The sequence below is a fragment of the Clostridium tepidiprofundi DSM 19306 genome, from assembly GCF_001594005.1.
Classification (GTDB): domain Bacteria; phylum Bacillota; class Clostridia; order Clostridiales; family Clostridiaceae; genus Clostridium_AC; species Clostridium_AC tepidiprofundi.
Map to the genome: position 1 here is coordinate 1 of NZ_LTBA01000086.1, position 5,261 is coordinate 5,261.

Annotated in this window: 4 protein-coding genes and 1 tRNA gene; 4 read left to right on the plus strand and 1 reads right to left on the minus strand. The window is 29.8% G+C overall.

The annotated features are described in order from the left end of the window. Positions 1–332, minus strand: a 332-nt coding sequence (locus CLTEP_RS13460) for a hypothetical protein (RefSeq protein WP_153016351.1), incomplete at its 3' end; no start/stop codon positions are given. A gap of 292 nt (positions 333–624) precedes the next feature. Between CLTEP_RS13460 and CLTEP_RS13465 the strand changes: the two genes are divergently transcribed. The 4 genes from CLTEP_RS13465 (at position 625) to CLTEP_RS13480 (ending at position 3,874) form a co-directional block, all read left to right on the plus strand. Next, positions 625–1,272: a histidine phosphatase family protein gene (locus CLTEP_RS13465; protein ID WP_066827549.1), complete on the plus strand. Its 648-nt coding sequence runs from the start codon at positions 625–627 to the stop codon at positions 1,270–1,272. 220 nt (positions 1,273–1,492) lie between these two features. After that, positions 1,493–2,692, plus strand: a complete 1,200-nt coding sequence (locus CLTEP_RS13470) for an iron-containing alcohol dehydrogenase (RefSeq protein WP_066827550.1) — start codon at positions 1,493–1,495, stop codon at positions 2,690–2,692. 272 nt (positions 2,693–2,964) lie between these two features. Continuing rightward, positions 2,965–3,735 carry a DUF2087 domain-containing protein gene (locus CLTEP_RS13475; RefSeq protein ID WP_066827551.1) on the plus strand — a complete coding sequence of 257 codons (771 nt, stop codon included), beginning with the start codon at positions 2,965–2,967 and terminating at the stop codon, positions 3,733–3,735. Between the two features lie 63 nt (positions 3,736–3,798). Beyond that, positions 3,799–3,874: transfer RNA gene (locus tag CLTEP_RS13480), tRNA-Gly, on the plus strand. Positions 3,875–5,261 lie beyond the last annotated feature (1,387 nt).

The following is a 5,261-nucleotide window of genomic DNA, read 5'->3' on the forward strand; positions in this document are numbered from 1 at the left end:
GTTTTAAGATATTCTTCATATCTGCAAGCAATACTATGTGGTAGCTCAGGTATAAAATACTTTATATTTCCATTAACAACTAGATATTTAAGAAAAAATGTTTCAAGTGGAAAATTCACATCTATATGATGAGATTCACCAGTAAGAAATATTTCATATTTTGGGATAGCATCATCCAGTATTTTTATATGCTTGTGTGTATCACTTAATTCAAATGATGTATAATTGCTTTCAGTTTTCTTAGAGCAACTAGGGGAGCTTGTACAGCCTGTAATTATAAAAACAATACAAACTAATAAAATCTGAAATCTTAAGAAATATTTACTAATCATAGCTTATATTTACCTCCATTGTCATAAAATTTAATATTATTATAACATATGATAGTATATGCAACTACAAATAATTTGAAATTATATGAAATAAATAATATAATTAATAAATGATTGTAAATTATCTTATAATACTATTATTTGTAATTATTTATATACAAAGGTATATATTTAAATATAAAAATCACTAATATACTAGTTTTTATCGATTTTGCAATATTACTGCTTCTGTAAATGGGAGAATGTAATCAAATTTTGTATATGTAATGCTATATGTTAAGGGGGATATTTTATGCTTAAAATATTACTTGTAAGACATGGAGAATCACTAGCAGATATAGAAAAGTGTCATGAGGGAAGGGCAGATTTTCCATTAACTGAAAAAGGTGAATTACAGGCAAGCTTGCTTGCAAAATATTTAAAAGAAAAATATAAGATTGATAAGATTATATGCAGTCCACTAAAAAGAGCATATTGTACTGCACGAAAAATTGGAGAAGAGTTTAATTTGGATTTAATAGTAAATGATGATTTGATGGAAATGAATAATGGTCTTTTAGCTGGTTTAACGTTTAAAGAAGCTGAGGTAAAATACCCGTTACCTGTAGGTGGAAGAAAAATATACGATCCTATTCCAGGAGGAGAATCTATAATTGAGTTTAGAATGAGAGTAGAAAAATTTTGGAATAAGTTTTTAGATAAAAATTATAAAAGTGATGAAAAAAAGTGTATATGTATAATTGCACATGGAGGCACTATATCAATGCTGAACAAAGCAATTTTTAGACTACCAGTTGATACTGAAATCAAATTTCCTACAGGAGATACAGGATTCCATGAATGGATTATAAAAGATAACGAAAGATATATTATAAAAATGAACTGCCAGGAACATTTATGTAATAATATCTATGAGAAATATGAAATTAAGCATATATAACAAATATGAGGAAAAATATGAAAAGAAAAATAAAATTACTTGCTTTTTTTATATTAAAAGTATAAGAAATATATTATAAATTTATAGAAAATTCACAAAAATATATTGAAAAAAATTTTATTGGTGTTAGAATATAACTATAGCAAATTGTTATATATTTAACAATACTGTGTTATACGAATTTGCTATTTAATTAATAATAGGTGGAGGTATAGGTTATATGTGGGAAAAAACTATGAATTTAAATCAAGTAAATCACATTAGATGTAAATCAGATGTGTTTTTTGGTATTGGGGCTATTGAAAAGATCTTTGATATTATTAAAGAATTAAAAGATAGTGGAATTAACAAAATAATAGTAATTACAGGAAGAGCTTCTTATAAGAAGACTGGAGCTTGGGATCGGGTTGAAAAAGCTTTCAAAGACAATAATATTGAATATGCTTTATATAATAAAATTACGGCTAATCCAACAACTGAGCATGTTGATGAAGCTACTAAAGTTGCATTAGAATTAGGAGCTCAAGCAGTGGTTGCAATCGGTGGTGGAAGTGTAATAGATGCAGCTAAGAGTGTGGCTGTAATGGTTAAATATCCTAATAAAACTGCTACGGATTTGTTTGAATACAAATTTACTCCAACGGAAGCATTGCCTGTTATTGCTGTAAATACTACTCATGGTACTGGTACAGAAGGTGATAGATTTGCTGTAGTAAGTATACTTGAAAAACAATATAAGCCTTGTACAGCTTATGAGTTCGGATATCCTTTATATTCGATAGATGATCCTAAATTAATGGTAGGTCTTCCTAAGAATCAAACTATATATACATCTGTGGATGCTGTAAATCATGTTATTGAAGCATGTACAACAGTAATAGCAAATCCATATACTATACTTCTAGCAAAAGAAACAATAAGATTAATTCATAGATATTTACCAATAGCTTTAGAAAATGGAGAAGATTTAGAAGCTAGATATTATTTAACATATGCATCATTAATTGCAGGGATAGCTTTTGATAATACAATGCTTCATTTAACTCATGCATTAGAACATCCTCTTAGTGCTGTTAAGCCTGATTTACCACATGGCTTAGGATTAGCAATGTTAGTTCCATCAGTAGTAAAATATACTTATGAGGCTAGACCAGAAATATTAGCTGATGTATTATCACCAATGGTACCTAATTTAAAAGGAAAAAAGGATGAAGCTGAAATAGCTTGTGAAGGTGTTAGAAATTGGCTTCATAATATTGGTGTAACTGATACATTAACAACTCAAGGATTTAGTGATAGTGATATTGATAATTTAGTTGATCTTGCATTCACAACTCCTAGTTTGAATTTGTTATTAGATTGTGCACCTGTTAAAGCTGACAAAGAATTAGTTAAGGCTATTTACAAAGAATCACTATAAGGTAACTATGAACTTTCGAAAAGTGGTGACATATTGGATAATTTTTGTTGCTTACATTACACAATGAATTTGTTATAAATAGGTAATATTGTAGATAAAGAAGAATTTGAATAAAGCACCGTTGATTGTTATCAATGGTGCTTTTAGTTCGCCATTTTATGCATACACAAAAATACTAAACAATTAATTAAAATGTTGACAAAACAACAAACGATATTATACAATGTTTACAAATAGTAATATAGAGGTGATAGTAATATAGAGGTGAGTGGATGGATATATCTGAATTGTTTTGGAAGTGCGAAATTGATGATTTAAAAAAAGGGTATGTTTATGATGAAAATAGTGGTAAATACACCTGTTTAATATGTGGAGAACAATTTGAAAAGGGAATTATTTATCCCATTGAAAATTTATATTATGATGCTCAAAAAGCAGTGGAAATTCATATAAATAAGCGACATGTTTCAGTATTTGACTATCTTATTAATATGAATAAAAAATACACTGGATTAACTGAAGTTCAACAAGAAATAATAAAATGCTTATATGCAAATAAGAGTGATAAAGAAATATCACAAATGCTAGGTGTAAGTGCATCAACTGTTAGAAATCATAGATTTAAGTTAAGAGAAAAAGTAAAGCAAGCGAAAATATTTTTATGTTTGATGCAACTGATTAGTGAGAATAAAAAAGAAAATAATGATAAAAACAATGAGTTGATTGAAATTCACAAAGGAGCGACCATGGTGGATGAAAGATATGCGATAACAGAAAAAGAAAGAGAAAAGATAATAAATAACTATTTTAAAGGTAAGGACAATATGGTTTTGAGTGATTTACCATCAAAAGAAAAAAGGAAAATCATAGTACTTCAACATATTGCGAAAAATTTCGGAGCTAGGAAAAAATATACAGAGAAAGAAGTGAATAAAATACTAAAGCAGATATATGAAGATTATGTATTGCTAAGAAGATATCTAATAGAATATGGATTTTTAGAGAGAACAAGAGACTGCAAGTTTTATTGGTTAAAGGAATAAAACATATTGTTATACTATTGAAAATAATAAAAATAATGGTACAATATTACTATAATATATTTTGCGGAAATAGCTCAGTTGATAGAGCGCTACCTTCCCAAGGTAGATGCCGTGGTTTTGAGTCCCGTTTTCCGCTCCAAGGAACAAATTTGAGAATTGATGGAATTTGTTCCTTTTTATTTTAAGTATTAATAATCAGGTTATAAATCTGCACTAGTAGTCTAGCCCTCTAGCAAACTAGCACACTTACTTTTTTTCTGAAAGCTGTTCCCTTCTTTTCTAGTACCTTTTTTCTCCTAGCACCCAGAACCTAAACAGATACTGGTTCTCAAGTCACAAATTTGTACTGGAGACTAGAGATTGGAAACTAAAACAGAGTTTCCAATCGCCAATCACCAAAGCAGATTGTTACTTTGATGAAAACTAATACCTAGAACTTTGTTCTTAAATAGATGCTAGTTTTCAAGTTACAAATCTGCACTAGCCCTCTAGCAGTCTAGCAAACTTATTTTAGTACTTAGCACCTAAAATAGATACTGGTATACAGATGGCAAATCTGTACTTGAGACTAGAGATTAGAGACTGGAGACTAATAAATAGTTGCCAATCGCCAATTACCAATCACCAAAGCAGATTGTTACTTTGATGAAAACTAATATAAGAGTGCCAGTTTTCCAGGTGGCTAGTTACCAGTTAATGATGAAATCGTTATACGATTTCCTTAATAAAGATTGCCAGTTGACTAGTTTGCTAGTGGCTAGTTAATGATGAAATCGTTACGCGATTTCTTAAATGTAATATAAAAACATTTGGTTATTATAAGCATATAGTAATCAAGTTACAAATCTGCACTAGCCCTCTAGCAGTCTAGCAAACTTATTTTAGTACTTAGCACCTAAAATAGATACTGGTATACAGATGGCAAATTTGTACTTGAGACTGGAGATTAGAGACTGGAGACTAATAAATAGTTGCCAATCGCCAATCACCAATCACCAAAGCAGATTGTTACTTTGATGAAAACTAATACCTAGAACTTTGTTCTTAAATAGATGCTAGTTTTCAAGTTACAAATCTGCACTAGCCCTCTAGCAGTCTAGCAAACTTATTTTAGTACTTAGCACCTAAAACAGATACTGGTATACAAATGGCAAATCTGTACTTGAGATTAGAGAATGGAGACTGGAGACTAGAAAAGTGGTCACATACTTTCCCAGGAATATCAATATGAGAAATTTGAAATAAAAGAGAATATTTTAGAGAAAAATGGAGATAATCTATAAATGTAGCTCTTCACTACATTATCTGTTATGATTATTATGATAAGATATTACTTGTCGCTGCGGCGGACAAGAAAGTTCACAAAGCGGCGATGAGTAAACAGTCAAATGAGAGTAAGAAAAACTTTCAAAAAGCTGTTGACAAGAGCAAAAGTAATTTGCTATAATACAGAAGTCGCTTGAAGCGGCGGAGAAGAAAAGGTCTTTGAAAAGTAAACAGAGTAAGTAAGAAAAACTCGTAATTCT

Excerpts from the sequence above, each read along its gene's own strand:
- CLTEP_RS13465 (WP_066827549.1), top strand. The coding sequence starts at position 625 with ATGCTTAAAATATTACTTGTAAGACATGGAGAATCACTAGCAGATATA.
- CLTEP_RS13475 (WP_066827551.1), top strand. The coding sequence starts at position 2,965 with ATGGATATATCTGAATTGTTTTGGAAGTGCGAAATTGATGATTTAAAA.
- CLTEP_RS13470 (WP_066827550.1), top strand. The coding sequence starts at position 1,493 with ATGTGGGAAAAAACTATGAATTTAAATCAAGTAAATCACATTAGATGT.